At 48.2% G+C, this 18,337-nt stretch carries 16 protein-coding genes and 1 pseudogene; 15 read left to right on the top strand and 2 right to left on the bottom strand.

Translation table 11 applies throughout. The features are described 5' to 3' along the window. The first annotated feature begins 9 nt into the window (after positions 1-9). The 10 genes from pucD to PaeBR_RS06230 all read left to right on the top strand — a co-directional run bounded on the left by pucD (position 10) and on the right by PaeBR_RS06230 (position 12,026). Positions 10-2,391 (top strand): xanthine dehydrogenase subunit D, encoded by a 2,382-nt coding sequence (gene pucD / locus PaeBR_RS06185; protein WP_410513997.1) that lies wholly within the window; start codon positions 10-12, stop codon positions 2,389-2,391. A 76-nt stretch (positions 2,392-2,467) separates the two neighbouring features. Next, positions 2,468-2,992, top strand: a complete 525-nt coding sequence (locus tag PaeBR_RS06190) for a (2Fe-2S)-binding protein (protein ID WP_410515091.1) — start codon at positions 2,468-2,470, stop codon at positions 2,990-2,992. Position 2,993: 1 nt separating this feature from the next. Further along, positions 2,994-3,518, top strand: coding sequence for a 2-oxo-4-hydroxy-4-carboxy-5-ureidoimidazoline decarboxylase (gene uraD / locus PaeBR_RS06195; RefSeq protein ID WP_410513998.1), 525 nt, complete (start codon positions 2,994-2,996; stop codon positions 3,516-3,518). A gap of 109 nt (positions 3,519-3,627) precedes the next feature. Next, positions 3,628-3,996, top strand: a complete 369-nt coding sequence (gene uraH, locus PaeBR_RS06200) for a hydroxyisourate hydrolase (RefSeq protein WP_410513999.1) — start codon at positions 3,628-3,630, stop codon at positions 3,994-3,996. Positions 3,997-4,034: 38 nt separating this feature from the next. Beyond that, entirely contained in the window at positions 4,035-5,429 is a 1,395-nt protein-coding gene (gene allB, locus PaeBR_RS06205; RefSeq protein ID WP_410514000.1) for an allantoinase AllB, read from the top strand. After that, a complete protein-coding gene (locus PaeBR_RS06210) occupies positions 5,393-6,721 on the top strand; it encodes a Zn-dependent hydrolase (protein ID WP_410514001.1) in 1,329 nt (442 codons plus the stop codon). The genes allB and PaeBR_RS06210 overlap by 37 nt, the downstream gene beginning before the upstream one ends. Positions 6,722-6,791: 70 nt before the next feature. Continuing rightward, entirely contained in the window at positions 6,792-8,024 is a 1,233-nt protein-coding gene (locus tag PaeBR_RS06215; protein ID WP_410514002.1) for a pyridoxal-phosphate-dependent aminotransferase family protein, read from the top strand. A gap of 165 nt (positions 8,025-8,189) precedes the next feature. Then, a complete protein-coding gene (locus tag PaeBR_RS06220) occupies positions 8,190-9,995 on the top strand; it encodes an adenine deaminase (RefSeq protein WP_410514003.1) in 1,806 nt (601 codons plus the stop codon). A gap of 248 nt (positions 9,996-10,243) precedes the next feature. Then, positions 10,244-10,696, top strand: coding sequence for an IDEAL domain-containing protein (locus PaeBR_RS06225; protein ID WP_410514004.1), 453 nt, complete (start codon positions 10,244-10,246; stop codon positions 10,694-10,696). Between the two features lie 373 nt (positions 10,697-11,069). Then, on the top strand, positions 11,070-12,026 hold the full coding sequence (locus tag PaeBR_RS06230; protein WP_410514005.1) for a 3'-5' exoribonuclease YhaM family protein: 957 nt from the start codon (positions 11,070-11,072) through the stop codon (positions 12,024-12,026). Positions 12,027-12,252: 226 nt separating this feature from the next. Here PaeBR_RS06230 and PaeBR_RS06235 read toward each other — a convergent pair whose 3' ends face one another. Beyond that, positions 12,253-12,951: a PspA/IM30 family protein gene (locus PaeBR_RS06235; protein ID WP_410514006.1), complete on the bottom strand. Its 699-nt coding sequence runs from the start codon at positions 12,949-12,951 to the stop codon at positions 12,253-12,255. Between the two features lie 32 nt (positions 12,952-12,983). After that, positions 12,984-13,196: a PspC domain-containing protein gene (locus PaeBR_RS06240; protein WP_410514007.1), complete on the bottom strand. Its 213-nt coding sequence runs from the start codon at positions 13,194-13,196 to the stop codon at positions 12,984-12,986. A 287-nt stretch (positions 13,197-13,483) separates the two neighbouring features. Between PaeBR_RS06240 and PaeBR_RS06245 the strand changes: the two genes are divergently transcribed. From PaeBR_RS06245 to sigK, 5 genes and pseudogenes are all read left to right on the top strand, one after another. Continuing rightward, complete coding sequence (locus tag PaeBR_RS06245; protein ID WP_410514008.1) at positions 13,484-14,113, top strand: YfbR-like 5'-deoxynucleotidase; 630 nt, start codon at positions 13,484-13,486, stop codon at positions 14,111-14,113. Positions 14,114-14,195: 82 nt separating this feature from the next. Beyond that, positions 14,196-14,390: pseudogene (locus PaeBR_RS06250) on the top strand (RNA polymerase subunit sigma-70); the annotation flags it as partial. Between the two features lie 264 nt (positions 14,391-14,654). Then, the gene (locus PaeBR_RS06255) at positions 14,655-16,568 is read left to right on the top strand and encodes an ATP-dependent nuclease (protein ID WP_410514009.1); all 1,914 of its coding nucleotides are present in this window, start codon (positions 14,655-14,657) and stop codon (positions 16,566-16,568) included. Between the two features lie 66 nt (positions 16,569-16,634). Next, positions 16,635-17,474, top strand: a complete 840-nt coding sequence (locus PaeBR_RS06260) for a hypothetical protein (protein WP_410514010.1) — start codon at positions 16,635-16,637, stop codon at positions 17,472-17,474. A gap of 121 nt (positions 17,475-17,595) precedes the next feature. Further along, on the top strand, positions 17,596-18,297 hold the full coding sequence (sigK, locus tag PaeBR_RS06265) for an RNA polymerase sporulation sigma factor SigK (protein ID WP_410514011.1): 702 nt from the start codon (positions 17,596-17,598) through the stop codon (positions 18,295-18,297). Positions 18,298-18,337 lie beyond the last annotated feature (40 nt).

The raw sequence follows: 18,337 nt of genomic DNA on the forward strand, positions 1-18,337 counted from the left end.
AGAGGGAAAATGCTGCTGAACAAGGAATCCAGCGGAAAGCGCTGGCGTACACGGCCCGACGGACAGGGTAAAGTATCCGGCAAGCTGCAGTATTTGACCGACATGAGCGCCGATGGAATGTTGATCGGACGCGTGCTCCGCAGTCATCAGGCACATGCCCGTATTTTATCTTTGAATACCGAAAAGGCGGTCAGCTTGCCTGGAGTGTATGCGGTTATCACACATGAGGATGTTCCCGGACTGAACGGTTTTGGCATTGCGCTGCCGCACCAGCCGGTGTTCTGCAGCGACCGCGTTCGTTACACGGGCGACGCCATTGCAGCCGTGGCGGCAGACAGTGATGAGATCGCTGAATATGCGTTGTCCCTGATTGAAGTGGAATATGAGCCGCTTCCGCTGCTGGATGATCCGGAAGAGGCGATGAAGAAGGACGCGATTCTGCTGCATGCCGAGGGAAATGTGCTCCACCATACGGAATATCGAAAAGGAGAACCGGAGACTGCGTTTCAGAATTGCTGCCATGTGGTGGAAGAGACCTACTGGACGCCGCGCCAGATGCACACTTATATGGAGACGGAGGGCGGATTGTTTATCCCTGAAGATAACGGGCGTCTCACGGTGTATTCGGCCACACAGCACGGACTCATGGACCGTAAGCAGCTGTCCCGGATTCTGGATATACCGGAGGAGGATATAAGGGTAATCTCAAGTCCCATCGGCGGTTCCTTCGGGGGGAAAGACGAGCTTAACGTACAGCCGTATGGAGCACTGCTGGCGCTGCGGACACGGCGTCCGGTGAGACTGCATAATTCCCGTACTGAATCGATACGTGCCGGACTGAAGCGCCACCCCATGAAAATCACGATGAAGACGGGCTGCGACAGCGAGGGGGAAATTACAGCACATCAGGTGCGGATTATTTCGGATACCGGAGCCTATGCCACGCTCGGGGCGGAAGTGCTTAACTTTGCCACAGAGCATGTAGTTGGACCTTATATGATTGATCACGTGGATGTGGAAGGCTTCGCGGTTTACACCAACAACGGGGTATCCGGTGAGTTTCGCGGCTTTGGCGGGAATCAGGCGATTTTTGCTTTGGAGGGACAGTTGGATAGGCTGGCCGAACAATTAAAAATAGATCCGTGGGAGATGCGCCGCCGGAATTTGCGGAAGTACGGCGATCCAGGACCGCTGGGCCAGGAAATTGCCCAGACTAACGGAGCTATGCAGGTGTGGGAGGCACTAGCCTCCTCGCCCCTTATGGAAGGAATTACTCCCCAAAAGGAGAGTGCCGGAGATAGTGCCGGAGATAGTGCCGGAGATGGTGCTGGAGATAGTGCCGGAGATGGTGGTGAAGATTCTTTCGCTATCAGCAGCGCGAATGGAGGCCCTGCCGAGCCGTGGATTGTGACAGGCACCGGAGCTGCAATCGCCATGCATGGCGCGGGTCTCGGTTATGGCATTCCCGATCCTGCGGGCGGGCGGCTGGTGCTGGCCCTTGACGGCAAGATCGAAGCGGTATTCGGCTACGAGGAATTTGGTCAAGGGCTGATCGCTACGATGGAGCAGATGCTCATCGAGCAGTATGGCTTCGGTGCTGAGGATTTAAGAATCGTCATCGGTGATACGGATGTGGTGCCCGACAGCGGCTCAAGCACGGCTTCGCGGGCGACAAGCATGATGTGGATGGCGCTGAAGCGGCTGCATCCGGACTTTACGGCCCGGCTGCTGGAAGCGACGGCCGCTGAAACAGGTAAAGAACTCGAAGCTATTAAGCTCGGACCCGGTGGTATCCGGGGACAAAACGGAGAAATGCTGCTGTCCTACATTGAGCTGGCACGCAGGATTGCACAGCCCATTGTTTGTGAAACGAAGTTTAATTACCCGACTACGCCTCATGAAAGAGTAGGCGCCCACTTTTTGTACACCTATTCCGCCATCGCCGTCAAAGTCGAAGTCAACCTGTTGACCGGACGTGTGCGGGTAACCGATCAGTATCACGCAGTGGCCGCAGGCCCTGTCGCTAATCCGCAGGGCTATCTCGGGCAAATAGAAGGCGGCAGCAGCATGGCGGTTGGCTTCACTTTATCGGAGGATGCAGTCATGTCAGGCGGGAACTATTTAACGAAGAACCTGGATACCTATTTGGTGCCCACGATCTCCGATATGAATGGCAGCATACAGGTGCAGGCCATTGAAGATTTGCCGGAGCACGATACTTACGGACCCCGCGGCGTTGGGGAGGTCGGTTCGGTCAATTTGGCACCCGCTGTAGCCTCCGCAGTATATCAGGCGGTGCGCAAACGGGTGACACGGCTGCCGATTGAGCCCGAATGGCTGCAGGCTACGCCGTTTATTCCGCAGAAGGCGGTGAATACACATGCCGGATAACACTGACACAAACATTAATGAAGCAGGAAGCCTGAACACAGATTTTGCATCTGCATGTAAAAGTGTAAGCGCGGCAATGAACCAGCAGGGAGCATATGAAGGTTCGACAGCACCTGAAGAAATTTCAGCCGAAGCTGGGTTTACACTGAACTGCAGCGTCAATGGCCGTCCCGTATCCGCGGAAGTACCCCCCTCACGCCGGCTTCTTACCGTGCTGCGCGAGGATTTGGAGCTGACAGGGACCAAACGCGCCTGTGAAATGGGCCGCTGCGGCGCATGTATGGTGCTGATTGACGGCCGCCCGGTCAATGCCTGCCTGACCATGGCTTATCAATGCGCGGGCTCTGAGATTACCACGATTGAAGGCTTGAGTGAGGCGGGGCTGCATCCGGTTCAACGCGCTTTTCTGGAGGAGGGCGGTTTCCAGTGCGGCTACTGCACACCAGGTATGGTCATCTCGGTAGTGGCTCTGCTGGAGGAGAACCCGCAGCCTTCACAGGATGAAGTGGAAGAGGCATTGTCCGGCAACATTTGCCGCTGCACAGGGTACGGAGGCATTATGCGTGCTGTGAATAAGGCTATTGAAAGAGGAGTGGGCTGACATGACGGTTCCTGCAGCTTCATTGACGCTGGATAAGATTAACAACATGAGCAGGGCAGAGTTTGTCCAAAGTCTCGGCGGGATTTTTGAGCATTCGCCCTGGGTCGCAGAAGGTGCTTATTCCCATATCCCGTTCAGTTCTGTAGAACACCTGCACAGTATAATGATGGAAACGGCCTATGTTGCCGAGCGGAAACAAATAGAAGCACTGCTGAGAGCCCACCCGGATCTGGCAACAAGGCTTCAGGTTAGTCCGCTGTCTGCGGCGGAACAGCAGGGTGCCGGATTGGATCGGCTGACCCCGGAAGAATTTATTTTATTGCAGGATTTAAACAAAGAGTATACCGGAAAATTCAATTTCCCCTTTATTCTTGCCGTACGCGGCAAAAACAAGGATGAGATTATCAGAGCCATAGAAGAACGGGTGAATCGATCACCGCAAGAGGAATGGGAACAGGCTTTGTCTGAAATCGGGGCAATTACCAGGTTCCGTCTGCAGGATTTGTTAAAGAAAGAGAACACGTAAATTAATAGGAGGGTGTCGCCATGCTGGATCAGATGAACGGAAGTAACCCTAATGTTTTATTTGCCGAGAATGGAGATACATTTCTGCCCGGCACCGGAGCAATCCCCAAATGAGCGGGCGGTTGACCACCCATGTGCTGGATCTGTCGCGGGGGATTCCTGCGTGTGGTATGGCGCTTCAGTTGTGGAGGTTTGATGGGGAAGCCGGCCATTTGCTCAGTGAAGCTGTAACGAACGGCGACGGCAGACTGGATGCTCCGCTGCTGGAAGGTCCGGAAATGGAACCGGGGAGCTATGAGTTGCTGTTCATGGCTGGCGATTACTTCCGCACGACCCCATCGGAGGCGCAAGCGGGGGCTTCGGACACCTTTTTTCTCGAACAAATACCCATTCGTTTTAATATAGGCAGAACTGAAGAACATTACCACGTTCCACTGCTTGTAGCTCCGGGAGGATACAGTACTTATCGGGGCAGTTAGTGCCAGTGAAGATCTGATGACCGGAGGTGACTCGCTTCATGAAGGATACTTTTGAGCTTGTAATCAAGAATGGTAATGTAGTGCTGCCTGGTGAAGTGCTGAAGCTGGATATCGGAGTGACTAATGGAAAAATCGCTGCCTTGAGCGGGGAGCTTCCAGTTGCGCCGGATACAAAAGTCATCGAGGCTGAAGAGCACTATGTACTGCCGGGTATGATTGATATGCATGTCCACTTTAACGAGCCGGCGCTGGGACACTGGGAAGGCTTCCGCAGCGGTTCGGCGGCTCTTGCGGCCGGTGGCTGCACCACTTACGCGGATATGCCGCTTAACGGTAATCCGCCAACGGTGAACATGGCCGCGCTCAAGCTCAAGGCAGAAGCCGCGGCTGGAAACTCCGCCGTTGATTACGTGCTGTGGGGTGGCCTGGTTCCCGGGAATCTGAATGATTTGGAAGAACTGGCTTCGGCCGGAGTTACCGGATTCAAGGCCTTTTTGTCCAATCCCGGTGGCGAGGGTGAAGGGCGATTCCGTGAGGTCGATGACGATACCCTTTATCAGGGCATGAAAAAAATTGCGGCACTTGGCGGAATCCTTGCGCTGCATGCGGAAAGTGAAGAGATTACAGCAGCGCTTTCCGCAGATGCCATCCGTGCTGGCCGGAAGAGCGCGCGCGACTTCGCTGCATCCCGTCCGGCCGGTGCTGAGCTGGAGGCAGTTTCCAGAGCGCTGCTGTATAGTGAGCTGACCAGCTGCCGTCTGCATTTTGTCCATATCAGCACGGCCGCCGCCATCGAAATGATTCATGACGCCAAGCGTCGCGGACTGGATGTTTCGGCAGAAACCTGCCCTCATTATCTGATTTTGAATGAAAGTCATATGGAAGACCTGGGGCCGGTGGCCAAATGTGCACCGCCGCTGCGAAGTGCGGTGGAGAAGGAGAAGCTGTGGAAGGTGCTGGCCGATGGGAAAATAGACCTTGTCGCCTCAGATCACTCCCCTTGTCCGACAGAGCTGAAGCTGAAGCCCGGACTTTCATTTTTTGAAGCCTGGGGCGGCATTTCAGGGGCGCAAAGCAGTCTGGAGCTGATGTTCCACGAAGGAGTGAACAGGCGGGGGCTGCCTGTTACGTTGATCTCGCAGCTCCTGTCGGAGTTCCCGGCGAGACGCTTCGGATTGCAGCATCGCAAGGGCTCCATAGCCCTCGGCCTCGATGCCGATCTGGTTCTGCTTCATCCGAATCATCCCTATACACTCGCTGCAGAGGATTTGCTGTACCGCCATAAGCACAGCCCTTATATCGGAATGACCTTATCCTGCAAAGTGACTTCTACGATAAGCCGGGGAAATGTTATCTACACCGCTGAAGACGGAATAATTTCAGGGGATAGCGGACAATGGCTGCGGATTACGGAAAGGCAGTCTGTCCGATGAACGCGCCCATGATTCAGGCACCAGCTCAGGAGATGCTGAAGCTGCTGGAGGAACTGGCGGTATTCAGCGCTCCGGGGGCGGGCGTCACCAGGCTGCTGTATACCCCCGAATGGAGCCGGGCGCAGTTTTTTTTGCAGGAGAGAATGGCTGGGCTCGGTCTGGAGGTTGTGAGTGACAACGTCGGCAACGTGTATGGAAAGCTGACTGGACGTAATCCGGAAGATAAAGTGATCTTAACCGGCTCGCATATTGATACCGTAATTAACGGCGGTAAATATGACGGGGCGTACGGAATAGCAGCTGCTGTTACAGCGCTTCATTATTTGCAGCAAACCTTCGGGCAGCCTCTGCGGACGCTGAAGGCAGTGTCGTTTTGCGAAGAGGAGGGCAGCAGATTTCCGCTTACTTTTTGGGGTTCAGGCCATGTTACAGGTCTGTATGACGGAAGTGAAGCGGAAGCCTGCGCTGATTCCGAGGGTGTAACGCTTGAGGCTGCAATGGTTGAATGCGGCATTGGGATGGGGATCAGATCTGACAAAGCAGAGAGCGGAGATAAAAGCGGGAGCGGTACAGTCGGCATGGGAAGCACAGCAAGGAGAAATGATATCGGAGCTTTTGTGGAGCTGCACATTGAGCAGGGAATTATCCTTGAAAAGACGGCTAAACAAATTGGTGTAGTGCAGGCGATTGCGGGACAGAGACGTTTTATGGTCGAGGTCTGCGGCACCGCCAATCACGCGGGCACGACCCCGATGCACATGAGGCAGGATGCGCTCGCTGGCGCGGCTGAAATGCTGCTTGCGCTGGAAGGTTTGGCTGCGGAGGCGGGTGAGCCTCTTGTGGCTACATCGGGTCGGCTGGAGGTGCTGCCCAATACGCCGAATGTGATCCCTGGCGAGGTTCTTTTTACGCTGGATATTCGTCACAGCGAGGAAGAGGAACTGGAGGCTTTTTGCGACTGTATCCTTGCAGCCTTTAAGGGGATTGCAGCAAGACGCGGACTGACGCTTAAGATTATGCCAAGGCTCAGTGCCTCCCCTGCACCTATGGACGGCGGGCTGACCGGAATGCTGGAAAGCATCTGCCGGAATCAGGGCAGGACTTACCGTAACATGGTAAGCGGGGCGGGACATGATGCCCAGCTCTTTGCGCCGCAATGTCCTACTGCGATGATTTTCGTGCCGAGCCGGGCAGGGATCAGCCATTCTCCAGAGGAATATTCTTCGCCGGAGGAACTGGCTGCCGGGCTAGATGTACTGACGGCACTGCTATATGAGCTGGCTTATAAATAAAGAAAATCGAGCAATTAGGCTTAATTACCGCCAATGTTGAATTCACCGAACTTTAAAGGGAGAGATTATCATGAAGCGGTACGAAGATTTGTCGCCGTCACTGCGGTGCATAATGACCCCGGGACCGGTGGAGGTTGACCCGCGTGTGCTGCGGGCGATGTCTTTTCCGGTGCTGGGACAGTTCGATCCGGAGTTTACCGGTATTATGAATGAAACGATGGAAATGCTGCGGGAGCTGTTCGCTACCGGCAACCAGTGGGCTTATCCCGTTGACGGCACCTCCCGCTCCGGTATTGAAGCGGTGATGGTTAGCCTCATATCACCGGGTGACCGTGTGCTTGTCCCGATCTTCGGGCGGTTCGGACATCTCCTGCATGAGATTGCCGAGCGCTGCGGTGCCGAAGTTTTTGTCATAGAGAAAGCCTGGGGAAGTGTGTTTGATCCCGGTGAGATTATCGCGGCTATGGAAAGCTTTAAACCCCAGATCGTAGCAATGGTTCATGGCGAGACCTCCACTGGACGTATACAGCCGCTGGCGGAAATAGGGAAGGCCTGCCGCGAGATGGATGCTTTACTTATTGTAGATGCGGTGGCAACGCTTGGTGGTGTGCCTGTTGAGACAGACGCCTGGAAGCTGGATGCTGTTATCGGCGGTACGCAGAAATGCCTGTCCGTCCCCTCGGGCATGGCACCGGTTACGTATAATGAACGCGCTGAGGCTAAGCTTCTGACCCGCAAGCGGGTGGAACGCGGATTGAGAACAGACGAAGCACAGCCGGGTGACCTGTCTTTTATCCGGAGCAATTATTTCGATTTAAGCATGCTTCAGGATTACTGGAGTCCACAAAGGTTGAATCACCATACGGAAATGACCTCCATGCTGTATGCGCTGCGGGAAGGGCTGCGACTAACGCTTGAGGAAGGGCTTGAGGCGCGGTTTGCCAGACATGCACTGCACGAGAAGGCGCTCGTTGCCGGGTTGACGGCGATGGGGCTTAAGCTGTATGGAGATCCTGCCAGCAAGCTGACGGTTGTCACCTGTGTGCTGATTCCGGACGGGGTTGACGGGGAGTCGGTGCGATCCATGCTCCTGGACCGGTTCGGAATAGAAATCGCCAGTTCCTTCGGTCCGCTTAAAGGAATGATCTGGCGGATAGGGACGATGGGCTTCAGCTGCCGCGAAAATAATGTACTGCGTGTGCTGGGTGCGCTCGAAGCGGCACTCCTGCGCCATAGCTATCCGGTACCTGCGGGCCTCAGCTTACAGGCGGCGCTTGACGTATATGATGCAAACATAAGATAATCGGTAAAATAACATGCAGTGAGTTCAATAATTTGGAGAGTTACCGGAGGCTAATTAGTCGATGATTTTCTTTAACCCAAACGGCTACCGTTCTAATAGAACGGCAGGGCCGTTTTTTCTTAGACAGCTTAATCCTAATTAAGATCATAGAAGGGAGCGATGGCCATGACTTTTACTAGAAAACCTTTGGCGGACTGTGTGCCCGAGCTTGTAGCTACAGCCCGTGGTGATCAGCCGGCAACGCTTGTTATTACCGGAGGCAAGCTGGTCAATGTATGCTCAGGTGAAATTCTGGATGGAATGTCTGTCGGCGTTCAGGGCGGACGCATAGCCTATGTCGGAAAAGATGTATCTCATATGATTGGAGAAGGAACACAGGTTATTGATGCGGGCGGCAAGTACATGGCCCCGGGATTACTGGATGGACACTGCCATATTGAGAGCACCCAGCTGACCGTTACTGAATTTGCCCGTGCCGTTCTGCCGCTTGGCACTACCGGCGGGTTCTTTGATGCACACGAGATCGCCAATGTATTCGGACTGAAGGGAATCCGGCTGATGCTTGAGGAGATGCGCGGCACGCCGCTGGCTGCTTATATGCAAGTAGCCTCCTGTGTGCCATCGACCGGTCCGGAGTTTGAGACTACGGGTGCGGCAATCGGCCCGGAGGAAGTGGCGGAAGCATACACTTGGGGCGGAGATGTTATTGCGCTGGGAGAAGTTATGAACTTTCCTGGCGTTGTATACGGGGACGATAAAATGCTCGGGGAGATTCAAGCGACGCTCCGGGCAGGGCGATTTGTTGACGGCCATTTTACATGGCCGTCGAACGATTGGAGGCTGCCTGTCTATGCCGCGGCCGGAGTCACTGGCGACCATGAATGTGTCACAGCGGAAGATGTAATTGAGCGCGTGCGGCTCGGCATGTATGCCAAAATGCGCCGCGGCTCCGCCTGGCATGATGTGGCGAAGACGATAACTGCGCACACGGAGCACGGTCTGGACCCGCGGCGGATGATGCTGGTTACCGACGATCGCAGTTCGGAATCGCTTCGCGACGAGGGACATATGGATTTCGTTCTGCGGCATGCGATTGCCCAAGGCGTCAAGCCGGTTACCGCTTTTCAGATGGCAACGATTAACACCGCTGAGCGCTTCGGTTTAGCCCGGGATATTGGTTCCATTACTCCGGGTTCCTATGCGGACATTATTTTACTGGACGGGAATCTTGCGGATGTCAATGTTGTGCTGACGATAGCAGCCGGTGCAGTGGTTGCGGAGAACGGCGTAATGACAGCTTCCCTGCCTTCCTACACGTATCCGCAGGAGGTTCGGTCATCCGTACATTTGCTAAAAAGGCCTGCAGCGGAGGATTTCTTGATTCCCGCTCCGGTTTCATCCGGCTCCCTATCTACAAGAGTTATTAAGGTCCGGGAAAATCATGTGGAAACGACCGAGCTGATTATGTCTTTACCTGTGGTTGACGGCCACCTGGAGGTGGGTAACGGATTGTGTAAAATTGCCGTGCTGGAGCGGCATAAGGGAACCGGCAACAAGTCCGTGGGCGTTGTAGACGGAATAGGTTTTCACGAGCCGGCGGCGATCGCGATGACTGTTGCCCATGACAGCCACAACGTGCTGGTAATCGGCAACGATGATGAGTTGATGGCCCAGGCGGCCAATGCCGTTGCCGACGCCCGGGGCGGAGTCGCAGTCCTGACAAGGAACGGAACGACGCTTTTCCCGCTGGCCATAGCAGGTCTGATGTCGGCGGAGCCCTTCGAAACCGCAGCAGAGCAGTCGGCTGCCATCAGTAAAGCTTTGTACAATGCGGGCTGCACTTTAAATTATGGATTTATGACGTTGTCGCTGCTTGCGCTGGCAGTTATTCCTACACTGCGCATTTCCGATAAAGGTTTGGTGCGGATTTCGCCGGAAGAGGGAATACAACTAGTATCGCTGTTTGTATAAACGGATTGAAAAAAAAGAGCTGTTTTGAGGTCGATTTTTGACCCTCAAAATAGCTTTTTTGGTATAATAAATCTATAAATTAAACAGATATTTTACAATTGAATCATATTTTTAATGAAAATGAATAAAAAATATAAACAAAGCATATCAAGCTGACGATAATAACTTTAAATTAATTAAAAATTAGTAGTATTATCCTATTACGGGACATTACTAAGTCAAAATAAGAGGGACGGGGTGCTGGAGAGATGATCAGATTAGAAACGCAAGACATTGTGAATATTGCCAAGAAGCAAATTGCCGGAATATTTAAAATGGAGCCGCTGGAGCTGAATTTCGTTAACGATTTTCAGGGAGAGAAATATCTTTTAACAAATGATAAACTTCACCTCACGAACCAGCATTATTGGGCAAAGGTAATGGATTGTGTTTTTGACAATCAAGTCCGCCCGGTGCTGATGTGCGAGATCCTGTATTTCCTCCGCAACGAATTCATGGAGAGTGATATTAAATTACACTTTTCTTATGATTTCACGGAAGGCTCAGAGGGTGCTGCGGCAGCAAGTGCCGAGATCAGCTTTAATGATTCTCCCGAACTGCAAAAAAGCGAGATTACTGAGTTGATCGATTTCGCATTGGCCTTACAGGACAAACAGTGGTTTAAGGAATTAACCGATAAATACAAACAACTGAGTGCATGAGTGGGACTTGTAAATATCATACAGAAAGGAATTTAAAAAGTTTGATGGTACTACCATCGGCAGCATGCATAAGTATGGATACCGCCCAGCTGCATTTGGCAACAATGATGCTGAGAAAGCAGTATCTGCCAAAGCAGTAGAAGCTATCAAATCTGCACTTGAATCTGCAGGTAAATAAATCGTTATAAAGTCATAAGAATATGAGGGGTTGTCCTAAAGTCATGAAAATGGCCGGGGATAACCCCTTTTTCTTCTTAAAGGTTAGGGACTCAACATAGAAATATAGATGATTTAAAGGGATTATTGAGGTGTATGTCAAAACATTAATGTACACGGGCAGGTATGGAACCTGTTATCAATGGGAGGCTCCAACATGACACAAATCAAACAGCTAGCTCCACAAGATGATTTTACCGGCTTTTACCTGCTGCGCGAACTTGCAGTTAAACAAACGAACGGTACTCCTCCAAAGGACTACTTCGATATTATTCTGGCGGATTCCAGCGGGCAGCTGTCGGCCAAGTTCTGGGACGTTTCCACAACGGATAAAGAAACATTTTTCCCGATGGCGCTTGTAAAGGTACAGGGAACGGCTCACACCTATCGTGAGAAGCTGCAGGTCAAGATTTCAAAAATGAGACTGGCCAAAGAGTCTGATGGGGTGGCATTAACAGACTTTATCCGCTCCGCGCCTATTCGCCCTGTGGATCTCATTCATACGATTAAAGTGGTTATGGCGAGTATTACAGACCCGGAGATTGCCACGATCGTCTCGTTCTGCGTAGGCAAGGTAGAAGAGAAACTGATGCATTATCCGGCCGCAAAAACCCACCATCATGCTTATTTTGCCGGACTTGCTTATCATATGGTACGTATGCTGGAGATTGGCGAGTTTCTGTGCAAGCAGCGTCCGTTTCTCAATCCGGATCTTATTAAAGCCGGAATTATTCTGCACGATATCGCCAAGCCTGAAGAAATGGTTTCCCAGCTGGGTATTGTGTCTGAATACAGTGTTCAAGGCAAGCTGATCGGGCATATTGCCATGGCATCCAACTGGATTACAGAGGCAGCGATTCGTTCAGGCATCGATTTAACCTCGGAAAAAGTTCTGGGATTGCAGCATTTGGTTCTATCACACCACAATTTGGGGGAATGGGGCAGCCCTGTCCAGCCGCAAACGGCTGAGGCGGTAGCTCTGCATCACATAGATGCAATGGATGCAAAGCTGCAGATGGTTGAGGATGCGCTGGATACAACTCCGGAGACAGAGGAATGGACGCCTTTCATTAGAGGCTTGGAGAATAAGGCGGTTTACCGATTGAAGATATAACAATGCCCACAGCACAAGCGCTTGAGCGGCTGGAGTTAGCTGTTTCAAAGTCAATTGCTGTAAAATCCATACGTAAAGCCCCTATCTATCAGTTCTATACGTTCATATCAAAGTAGTAAGAGGGGAAAGACAAATAAGGAGATGAGAGATTGCGGCAGAAAAGCCATGACTTCTACGTAAGTAGAGCAGTCATGGCTTTTATCAATTTCAGTATTACTTAGGAAGCTTAATTGCGGCTGTCGAGTTTGCGGCTGCGAATGCGTTCCAGCTCTGTATCAACCGCCTTACTCAGGCTAGGATCGGCTGAGGGGTAAGAGGCTCTGAGGAAATTCTGTTCGAGATTATCAGCCAGCACCTCCCATTCGGCAATTTTCTCTTCCATACGTTCGAAGCCGCGTGAGGCTGTACCGGGATTTATGGCCTTGCCGTAGCTTCCGGCAATCGGACCTTGACTATGGCTGCGTGGAGCCGAGCTGAGCGTTTCTGCTGCCTGGTGGGCCCGGGCCGTTAGTTCAGCTCTTTTTGCCTTGAGCCGGGCATACTCTTCCTTTGAACTTCGGATACTTGCTTCCAGTGCGGCTAGAGTATTCCGGGTTTCTTCCAACCCAGTGGTGCATTCCTGTGCATTCTCCTGGTACCGAAGTTTGGCAAATACCGCTCGCCTAGCCTCATCCACATTCCCTAGCTCCAACGACTTTACCGCTTCATCCTCGCTCCGATCAGCCAGCAGCAGATATTCGTTCAGACGCCGTTCCAGTATACTTGCTGCCACTTTCAGCTCGCGCTCCTTTTGCTCCGCCGCAGAGATTTCTTCCTTCAAATCACGCAGATATTGTCCGGTTAGCAGCACCGGGTCCTCCAGCTTGTTCAACCCTTCGTGCAGGGCCGCTTTCGTCAGTGTTGCGATTCTATTCAATATACTCATAATGATTCGCTCTCCTTTTTATGTGACTCTAGTTAATTGTAGCTGTCCGTGAAACTGCCGAAGGGTTCTTTGGGAACAACGATACTGGCGATGAGGTAAAAAATAACCACTGAACCAAAACTGAAAAGGGCAACAGCCAAGGCCAGCAGACGCAGGACAGTCGCATCAATACCGAGCCATAACGCAAGGCCTCCGCATAAGCCGCTGATCTTTTTATCTCTCTGGGAACGGTATAATTTTTTCATATTCAAATCGCTTCCTCTCTTAGGGTAGGGTACCAGCATTAATCTTGTAAGCATCCAGTGTCTATGTATTCATTGTAAGACCTTTACGCATGCCGCAAAACGGCCTGAGGACTGTTTTGTTAACCCGACCTGAGGCGGGGAATACTCTAGCAAAAAGGCGGGGAACCTAACCTAAATGACATCAAGTAACTTGTTTGTGGGAAAGTTAATCCTCATTTAACACTCCAAATCTATACTGGGCTCATGTCCAGTTCTTAAAATATATGTAGTAAAGGATGGCGGACCAAATGGGAATTCACACTTATTTTCGATCTCTGAACGAATTGGAAAGAATTTTTCGCTGTCCTGGTAAGTTCAAATTCGAAGTGCACACTGTGGCGGCTCATTCCTGGAAGGTGGTACAATACGCCAAAACACTGGCAGATATCGAAGAAAAAAATGGTGCGATCATAGATTGGAAGAAGCTTTATGAAATCACAAGCAGTCATGATTACGGGGAGATTTTCATTGGAGATATCAAGACACCGGTAAAGCATTCTTCGATGGAGCTTCGTTCTTTGATCCAGCAGGTTGAGGAGGGCATGATTAATAACTTCATTAAAGAGCATATCCCCGAGGAATTCAAAAACATCTTCTACAATCAATTGAGGGAAGGCAAGGACGATTCACTGGAAGGCTTGATTTTGGAAGTCGCAGATAAAATGGACCAGGTGTATGAGGCCTTCTCTGAGCTTCAAAGAGGAAACACCGAGAAAGAATTTGTTGTCATGTACCGCAATGCCTTAGTTAAAATCAAAAATATCAATTTAAAGTGTGTTGAATATTTTTTGGAGACGATTCTGCCGGATATGGTCAATGAAGAAACCATTTATTCCATTGACATTAAACGTATCACAGAAGAAGCTTTGGCACTTTAAATTGACTGTATAATGAACTGACCATGAACCCTAAACTCTGACGGATCAGTTTCATTGTACATGTGCGGGAGGTGTCGCTAAGTTGCCCGGAATAATAAGCACCATAGCACTGCTGATTAAGGAATTGACACTGCTGGTGTCATATGTTCGAAACAATGCGTTTCCACAGCCGCTCTCGGAGGAAGAAGAAAGCCGCTGCTTAGGTCGGATGGCGGAGGGAGATGCCCGTGCTATACTAATTGAGCATAATCCGCGCTTAGTCGCGCATATCGTCCAGACGTTATAAAAAAACTCCAACAAAAATTGTTATCTTTTAGGAAAAGATTTTGCATAAAAAGGTGGGTAAACAGAATCAGCTTGTGAACTTTAAGGAACGGTAATTAGTGCTATATGCTATAAGTATACAAAAAGCTCAAGTGGACAAGCTTGGGCTTTTTATTTTGAGGTTGTGAAATTGCATATACTTATCATGGAACATTTAGTAATATATTGTCGAACAATTTTTTTAATAGAGTATTAATAAAATTAAGGGGGAAAAAGAGTGAAATTACATAGTTTTAAAATAGAGGGTTTTAGAAGACATTTGGACACTGAAGTATTTTTCTCTGATGCAACTTTCTTGTTAGGAGAAAATAATATTGGGAAAAGTTCTATATTAAATGCGCTGCATTTTTTGCTGAATGATGTAAAAAAACTTTCAGAGGAGGATTTTTTCTGTTTAAAGGAAGAAGGACTAACCTTCAATACTCGAGGAGTAGAAGAAATAATAATGACAGCAGAATTTCGTGATATACCCGAGGAAGCTAAGGGGTGGATCGGATTTAAAGGCCGTGTGCTTAACTATACTCAAGAAGACGGTAATAGCGGTTATAGAATTATTTACAAAAAAACTTTTACACCTGGTAGTGATTACATTGTTGAAATGCGTCAGCAAATTAGAAATATTAAAGCTGAATATGAGCAATGTTCAAGTATTCAAGAATATACTGATGCAAGTTTAGATATGTCATTAATTAAAGATAAGATTGGAAGTATAGCACCAACAAAAAAGTTAACTGCAAAGGAACTAAATTATATTAAGGAGCTAGAAGATTTATATGATTATGACGAGCAAAATGAGGAATGGTTTCGGAACCCAGGAGGAATACCATCTAATGTACTAAGTAAATTACCAAAATTCTTATTAATTCCTGCCCAAGACAAAATAGATGAGCTTTCGGGGACTTCTGGTACGTTGATTTCTACATTGACGCAGTTATTCAATGATGTTCGTGAGACTTCTGATAATTATAAGCAAGCACAGCAGTATTTGGACTTGTTGGCCGCAGAATTAAATCCAGAAGATTCAGGAAGTGAATTTGGGCAAATGATGTTGGAGTTAAATAAAACAGTTAGTGATGTGTTCCCTAATACAGGACTTAAAGCAGTTACAAATTTGGCTGAGGCAGATAAAGTTATAAAACCTCAGTTTAAAATTTCAATGTTTAGCAATATTACAACTTCAGTTAACATGCAAGGAACGGGGATAATACGTTCTGCAGTATTTGCCTTATTAAGATATAGGAATTTAAGAGAGAATAGAAGAGGGGCAGAACAAAGTAGGCCCTTATTAGTTGGTTTTGAAGAACCAGAGATATATTTGCATCCAAATGCTGCAAAACAAATGAGGGACACCATCTATGAATTAGCAAGTGCACATAATAACCAAATTGTCTGCACAACTCATTCACCTTATATGATTGATTTAAGTAAGAAGCCTCAGCAGATATTAAATTGTCTATCGCGAAAAAAAGCAGTACATAGATTAGGTAATCGAGAATTAAGTGTAGAAAAACTAAGCTGCTGTTCCTTCAATACAAGTGAAGAGTTCAAGAAACTTCAAAATGATGATAAATCCTATGTGAAAATGCTCTTGAAAATGGATGATTATATTTCTAGAGTCTTTTTTTCTAAATATGTATTAATTGTTGAAGGGGATACCGAAGATATTGTTTTAAGAGAGACTCTTAATCGTATGCCAGCTATTGTTAAAAAGGATATTGAATGTAACTGGCAGATTATAAAAGCAAGAGGAAAAGCTGCAATAATCTCTCTGGTGAAATATCTCAGGGCGATGGGTATTAACCCTGTGGTTATTCATGATAAAGATGAGGGAGTAATACGAGCAGAGATATTTAATGAACCTATACTCACAGCTATTGGTGAAGAAGATAATCGAATAATGTTAACAAATTGTATTGAGGATATTCTTGGTTACGAAGCCCCGTCAAATGAAAAGCCGTACAATGCATACAGGTATATAGCCGAAAACTGGAATGAAAGTTGGGAATCAGTTTCAAGTCAGTGGAGATTAATCGTTGAAAGTGTCTTTAAAGATTCTTTTAGTCTCGTAGTATCAGAGGATGCCCAAGCTATTGCTCAAAGGGTTGCTGCCACAGTAGAAGAACCCAACTGAAAACTAATAGTATAAAGGGGTTTTAAAGTTAAATGTTATTTAATTGGTATTGAGGAGGTTTGAAATATGGAATATTTAAAATTATTGCCTATACCTAGCGCAATTGGCTGGTTTGGAAGCTTCATGCTGCTTATTTATTTTATTGATTTCTTTAGAACTACTCCTGCTGCACGTCTTCTTGAGAGCAGTAAAACAGGACTCTTAAGAAAGATAAGCAAAGATATCATAATTTATTTAATTGTTACGGTACTGATTCTTTTTTTCGCATCCCCCAGCAATAATTCTGCGTTAATGATTCCTTTATTCATAGGCATTATTATCACAACCGTTTTAGGTTTGATTTATACAGAAGCAAAAAATAGTCGAATTCAACTGTTGATTAATAAAGTGATTATTAAGGTTGTTAAAACAAAGGCTTTCCGATATTACCGATTAACATTAAGCCTGATACATACGCTTATGATAATCAACGCTTATTGGTTGTTTGTTACTATGACTCTCAGTGGCTTCAAGGATACACTTAACGTAGATGTGACTAATAACTTTGATATTCTTTTATATTCCTATGAGAAAAATAAATATATTATCTATGCTTTTATCGTTCTTTCAGGAATAATGTTCTTTGTATTTCAAAAGATGTATATGTACCCAATCAATAAAATTTTTAGTGAGATTTTCAACTCAGTTTCAAAAGGTAGGATAAAGCTTACATCTGGAGAAGTGCTTCATGACCTTTATATATTCCAGACCTCAGATACAAAGTTTCTATTAGCAAGTAATGATCTTAATATTTCAGGAGCTTCAAAAACATATCATATCCATAGAGATAAAATTGATTATATTGAGACCAGTAGCAGTTCTAAAATTATTGATTTTAAACAACAGGATATTAAAAGAATTACATAAACCTGTACCTATTTTCCCGTACATGCACTTCTGGGCATCTACCCACATACAATAAAAAGACCATGAACCCTAAACTCTGACGGATCGGTTTCATTGTACATGTGCGGGAGGTGTAGCTAAGTTGCCCGGAATAATAAGCACCATAGCACTGCTGATTAAGGAATTGACACTGCTGGTGTCATATGTCCGAAACAATGCGTTTCCACAGCCGCTCTCGGAGGAAGAAGAAAGCCGCTGCTTAGGTCGGATGGCGGAGGGAGATGCCCGTGCCCGCAATATGCTGATTGAGCATAATCTGCGCTTGGTCGCGCATATTGTCAAAAAGTTCGACAATACGGGAGAGGATATGGAGGATTTGATCTCCATAGGAACGATCGGGCTCATTAAGGCGATTGAAAGCTACCGCCCGAACAAAGGGACAAAGCTGGCCACTTTTGCTGCCCGTTGTATCGAGAATGAAATCCTGATGCACCTCCGTTCTCTTAAAAAGACACGAAAGGACGTGTCGCTGCACGATCCCATTGGAACGGATAAAGAAGGAAATGAAATAACCTTAATAGATATCTTGGGTTCTGGAGCCGATGATCTGCTGCTCACAGTAGATCTTAATATTGAGAAAAGCAAAATATACCGCAATCTAGATATTCTGGATGATCGGGAGAAGGAAGTGGTGGTTGGACGGTTTGGGTTAGATACAGGTGGGGAAGAGAGGACGCAGCGGGAAATTGCTAAGGAGTTGGGGATCTCGCGGAGTTATGTTTCAAGAATAGAGAAAAGAGCGCTCATGAAGCTTTATCATGAGTTTTATAAGGTGAAGCGGTGAGAGTGCTTATATGAGACTTCACGGATAGAGTGAAAGTGGG

This window comes from Paenibacillus sp. BR2-3, from assembly GCF_046529485.1.
Classification (GTDB): Bacteria; Bacillota; Bacilli; order Paenibacillales; family Paenibacillaceae; genus Paenibacillus_AQ.

Coding starts and splice junctions, on each gene's coding strand:
- PaeBR_RS06210 (WP_410514001.1), top strand. CDS start 5,393: ATGGCTGCGGATTACGGAAAGGCAGTCTGTCCGATGAACGCGCCCATG.
- allB (WP_410514000.1), top strand. CDS start 4,035: ATGAAGGATACTTTTGAGCTTGTAATCAAGAATGGTAATGTAGTGCTG.
- PaeBR_RS06240 (WP_410514007.1), bottom strand. CDS start 13,196: ATGAAAAAATTATACCGTTCCCAGAGAGATAAAAAGATCAGCGGCTTA.
- PaeBR_RS06235 (WP_410514006.1), bottom strand. CDS start 12,951: ATGAGTATATTGAATAGAATCGCAACACTGACGAAAGCGGCCCTGCAC.
- PaeBR_RS06230 (WP_410514005.1), top strand. CDS start 11,070: ATGACACAAATCAAACAGCTAGCTCCACAAGATGATTTTACCGGCTTT.
- PaeBR_RS06245 (WP_410514008.1), top strand. CDS start 13,484: ATGGGAATTCACACTTATTTTCGATCTCTGAACGAATTGGAAAGAATT.
- PaeBR_RS06215 (WP_410514002.1), top strand. CDS start 6,792: ATGAAGCGGTACGAAGATTTGTCGCCGTCACTGCGGTGCATAATGACC.
- PaeBR_RS06220 (WP_410514003.1), top strand. CDS start 8,190: ATGACTTTTACTAGAAAACCTTTGGCGGACTGTGTGCCCGAGCTTGTA.
- PaeBR_RS06190 (WP_410515091.1), top strand. CDS start 2,468: ATGAACCAGCAGGGAGCATATGAAGGTTCGACAGCACCTGAAGAAATT.
- uraD (WP_410513998.1), top strand. CDS start 2,994: ATGACGGTTCCTGCAGCTTCATTGACGCTGGATAAGATTAACAACATG.
- PaeBR_RS06225 (WP_410514004.1), top strand. CDS start 10,244: ATGATCAGATTAGAAACGCAAGACATTGTGAATATTGCCAAGAAGCAA.
- uraH (WP_410513999.1), top strand. CDS start 3,628: ATGAGCGGGCGGTTGACCACCCATGTGCTGGATCTGTCGCGGGGGATT.
- PaeBR_RS06260 (WP_410514010.1), top strand. CDS start 16,635: ATGGAATATTTAAAATTATTGCCTATACCTAGCGCAATTGGCTGGTTT.
- pucD (WP_410513997.1), top strand. CDS start 10: ATGCTGCTGAACAAGGAATCCAGCGGAAAGCGCTGGCGTACACGGCCC.